This is a genomic window from Haemophilus sputorum CCUG 13788, assembly GCF_000238795.1.
GTDB lineage: Bacteria > Pseudomonadota > Gammaproteobacteria > Enterobacterales > Pasteurellaceae > Haemophilus_A > Haemophilus_A sputorum.
On sequence record NZ_AFNK01000015.1, the window covers coordinates 1 to 4,152 of the forward strand.

Annotated in this window: 3 protein-coding genes; all 3 read right to left on the bottom strand. The window is 55.9% G+C overall.

Features of this window, described 5'->3' with window-relative positions; translation table 11 throughout:
- Positions 1 to 3 precede the first annotated feature (3 nt).
- The 3 genes from mrkC to mrkA all read right to left on the bottom strand — a co-directional run bounded on the left by mrkC (position 4) and on the right by mrkA (position 3,907).
- Entirely contained in the window at positions 4 to 2,490 is a 2,487-nt protein-coding gene (gene mrkC / locus HSP_RS10815) for a type 3 fimbria usher protein MrkC (protein ID WP_000813718.1), read from the bottom strand.
- Between the two features lie 11 nt (positions 2,491 to 2,501).
- On the bottom strand, positions 2,502 to 3,203 hold the full coding sequence (mrkB, locus tag HSP_RS0103270) for a type 3 fimbria chaperone MrkB (protein WP_000820818.1): 702 nt from the start codon (positions 3,201 to 3,203) through the stop codon (positions 2,502 to 2,504).
- A gap of 95 nt (positions 3,204 to 3,298) precedes the next feature.
- Positions 3,299 to 3,907 (bottom strand): type 3 fimbria major subunit MrkA, encoded by a 609-nt coding sequence (gene mrkA / locus HSP_RS0103275; RefSeq protein ID WP_002916128.1) that lies wholly within the window; start codon positions 3,905 to 3,907, stop codon positions 3,299 to 3,301.
- Positions 3,908 to 4,152 lie beyond the last annotated feature (245 nt).

Here is a 4,152-nt window from a genome sequence, read left to right on the forward strand (position 1 = left end):
TCCTCAGCGACATACGCTATCCTTTGTTGTTTGCTGTCCCAGATCCACCGAACACTGCCCGCCGCTCCACTTCACAATCGCGCGTTTGGCGTTCGCATCGCTGATAAACATCATGCTGCCCTGGCCGACAACGCCGATCTCCTTGCCGTCGGGGGAGAAAATACTTGCCGCAAACGGCAACGGCTCGTGGTTCGCCTGGCGCGCCTGCAGGGTGAGGTTGTTCTGCACCTTAGTGCCGAACGCGACCTTAACCACGCTGCCTTCCCACGGCACAACCTGCGCCACGGTGCGATCGAAGGCCACGTCGTCATGGCTGCCTTTCGGGTCGATTTCCACGGCGTTAATCCGGTACGGGCGCAGATACGGCAGGATAGCGTAACCATTGCTGTCCACACGGGTGCCCGGCGATCCCGGAAGCATCGCCCCGGCCGCGTCTTTGGCTTCAATCAGGGCCATCGTCGAGCCGCTTTCCGGTGAGAGCACCACGCCGCCGCTGTGGGCGATCATCGTCCCGCTGGCGCCAATGCCGCTCTGACGATAGCCTTCGCCCTGGCTGTAGCTGCCGTTGAGGGTGGTCCATGGCGTACGGTAGCTGCCGTTGAGCGCCACATCATGCTGACCGCCGGTGGCGGTGGTGGTCGACACGCCGTAGTTAAGGTTGTTTTCACTGTCCAGCGAACCGTTGATACCAATCTGCGAGCTGGCAAAGCGCGAGTTATTGAACGAGGTGTTCGACGTCAGGTTGGCGGTGCGGTTATCGCCAAACCACAGCGGGTAGCTGAAGTTGAGTGAAATACGATCGTCGCGACGATGACCGGAGCTGTCTGGCGTATAGACGCGCTGCGCGCTCGCCGACCAGGAGAGACGACCAAATGAATTGTTGTAGCTGACCTGATACTGCTTCTCGGTCCCGGAGCGGTTCCAGTAATCGGAGATACGGCCGCTGAGATAAAACCCGCCCCAGCCGTCCGGCAGGTTCTGGTTCACCGTGAAGGTCATGCCGTTTTTTTGCCGCCACAGGGTGTAGTTGCTGCGACTATTTTTTTCCTGATCGACGGCGTACAGCGCGTCGTTGAGGTTGTAATAACCTTTCGTCGAGTAGCGATACGCCGCCAACACGATGCTGGTCTGGGTATCGGTAAACATGCGGTTAAAGGTCGCGCGATAGCTCTGACCCGAGTCATCATGGGCATCGCTCTTCAACCGCGAATGGGTGACGTCAAAAGAGAGCGCGCCGATGCCGGTGTTCATCCCTGTCCCCACCAGGAAGGCCTGATAGTCGTCAAAACCGGTGACCCCGGTGTAGCCGGTCAACAGGTTGTTGATCCCGTGCTGCCAGGTCGCCTGATAGAGCATCGGCTTGTTGCGCAGCGCGCTGTCGTCCACTTTACCGGCGGAGAGCGCGTAGCGGGTCATGCCCGGGCGCAGCAGCTGGGCGACGGAGGCGTAAGGCACGCTAAACACTTCTACCGAGCCATCCGCTTCTTTCACCGAGACCTCAAGATCGCTGCCATAGCCGGAAGGATAGACATCCTGCAGGGTAAACGGTCCGGGCGGAACGGTGGTCTGATAGATAATATTGCTGCCCTGACGCACGGTGACGAGGGCGTTGCTCTGCGCCACGCCGCGAATTTCCGGAGCATACGAGCGCATGCCGTCCGGGAACATATTGTCATCGGTGGAAAGATTAACCCCGCGCAGACCGATGGTGTCGAAAAATTCACCATTGGTGAAAATCTGCCCGCCGCTGACGATGGAGTTGAGCTGTGGGATAGGGCGCTGGAGATAGGTCTGGTTGCTGTTCCAGTGCGCTTTACCCTGCTGCTGTTGCCAGTTCAGGTTGCCGATGTGCTTCAGCAGCCAGCCGTCCCACGACAGTCCGGCGTTGACGCCCAGATAGGCGCTGCTGTTATCCGACCCGCCCACCGAAGAGGTATGGCTGTTCCAGGCGTTCGCCATCCAGCCAAGATTGAGCGCGGTAATACCTTTGTCCCAGAACTCCGGGCTAACATAGTTTTTCAGGCGTTGATCTTCATAGATCTGCGGTACCGAAATGTTCAACCGCAGGGAGGACTGGACCAGGTTGTCTTTGACGTTTTCTTCGTTGCGCCAGGATTTGAGGCTACCGCAGTAGCCCTCCTGCTCGCTCAGCTGCGGATTGAGCTTTTCCGCCGCGATGCCATATTGGGCCAGCATCGCTTTGGTGTAGCAGACGCCCAGCCGACCATCTTTATCGCGCGCGATGCGTAAATCGTAGCGCCCTTTCCACTCGTCGTTGGTGTAGACGTCAAGGGAGTAAGTGCCTTCGGTAATCGCGCTGGTCGAAAAGCGCGACAGATCGACCTTTTCGCGACTGCCGACAATAAAGCCGTCGTTAAACTGATATACCGTTCCCGGGTTTTCCTGTCCGCTGGAAAATGGCGGAAAGCAGCACAGCGCGATGGCGATCGCGGTGCTTAATCTTCCCGGGCAGAATGACCTCTGCTTCATTAGCTTTTCCCTTATTTAACGGCCACTTTCACTGCGACATCGGCGCCATAGTCATTAATGTTGTTAACGGTCAGGGTTTCGCCGCGGTTGACGGCGGAGGAGAGCGCCACCGTCTGGCTGGACTGCGGCGCCAGCATCACGGTTTTGCTGTTCAGGGCTTTACCGCCGTCGCGGGAAATACGGCTGACGGTAATGTAGAACGGCGTCGGGTTGTTGATGGCGAGACTACTGCCGCTGGCGGTCAGGGTCAGCTTCTCGGCCGCCGCATCGCGGTTGCCCAGTCCGGCAGGACGATAAATAAATTTAAAGCGCGAACGGATCGCCAGCTGCAGCACGTTCTGGCCTTCATTTTTCTGATTGGCCACCACCGGCGGAATTTCCAGCAGATTCAGCCACCACAGCGTCTCTTTATCTTTCGCCAGACCGGCGCTGCTGCCGAGCTTAATACGCAGCGTCTGGCCGCTCTTGGCGTCAACGCGCGAAATCGGCGGGGTGATAATAAACGGGGTGGTAATGGTATCCGGTGTGGCATCGGCATCGCCGTTATCCAGCCAGGCCTGCGCCAGCGCCGGACGGTCGGCGTTATTTGAAAGCTGTACCGTTATTTCTTTTTCATTTCCTGGATAAATAAAGCGGGTACCGTTAACAATAATATTGTTGGCATGGGCCGCAAAACTAAAAATGAAACAGAAAAAAAGGGCAATACGCTTCATGCTGACCTCAGAATAAAAATACAAGCGGCGGACATTGCCGCTTTATTATTGTTATTAACTGCCCCATCGCGGGGCAGTTTTATTTTCTGACGGAATTACTGGTAAGTAATTTCGTAAGTCGCGTAGCTGTTAACCACACCGGTGGTTACCGTGGTCGGCGCGCTGGTGGCGTAGCCTACGTAGTAGGTGAAACGCGCACCATCAGCTACAGCGGAAGCGTCGCCTTTCGCTTTCGGCTGAGTGCTGTCACCCGGGATGATTTTGTTGGTCAGCGCGGTAGCGTTGTCAGTAGACAGCACCAGCTGGATGTTCTGAGCACCGGAAGCTTCGGTGTTCGCCAGGTAGCCCTGTTGTTTGCTGGTTGCGCCAGCCAGCAGGTTACCGCCGGTCCAGTTCACGCCCAGTTTGCTTACGTCATCCTGTTTAGTGCCATCAGCAGCCTGGCAGTTAGAGACGTCAATGGTGAAAGATTTCGGTTTCAGGTAAGTATCCGCTGCTGCCGCTTTAACTTCAGTCAGGGTTACCGGAGACAGGTAAACGTTCGCATCGCTGCCCTGGCCGTTAACGGAAACAGTACAGGATACATCGGTAACTTTACCGAAGAAATTAACCTGGCCGCCGCCAACAGTGGTATCAGCTGCATGGGCAGCAGTCATGCCAAAAAACGCGGTTGCCATTGCTGCAGAGAGAAGAACCTTTTTCATTGCCATTTCCTTGTCAGAGTGAATTACGAATCAATGAGCACACTGTGAATTCGCATAGAACCAGAAACATCAGGCGATGCTGATTTATGCCACTGCTAATAGAATCTTCGACTGACCGGGAGCCGCAATATTTAAGGCGTCAGGTAACGAACCTAAAAATATAAGTTCGCTGGTGCTATCGGCGTCAAAGAATGCTATCTATTCGCCGACAAATATACATTTTTTCGGTGATGCTGCCAACCTAA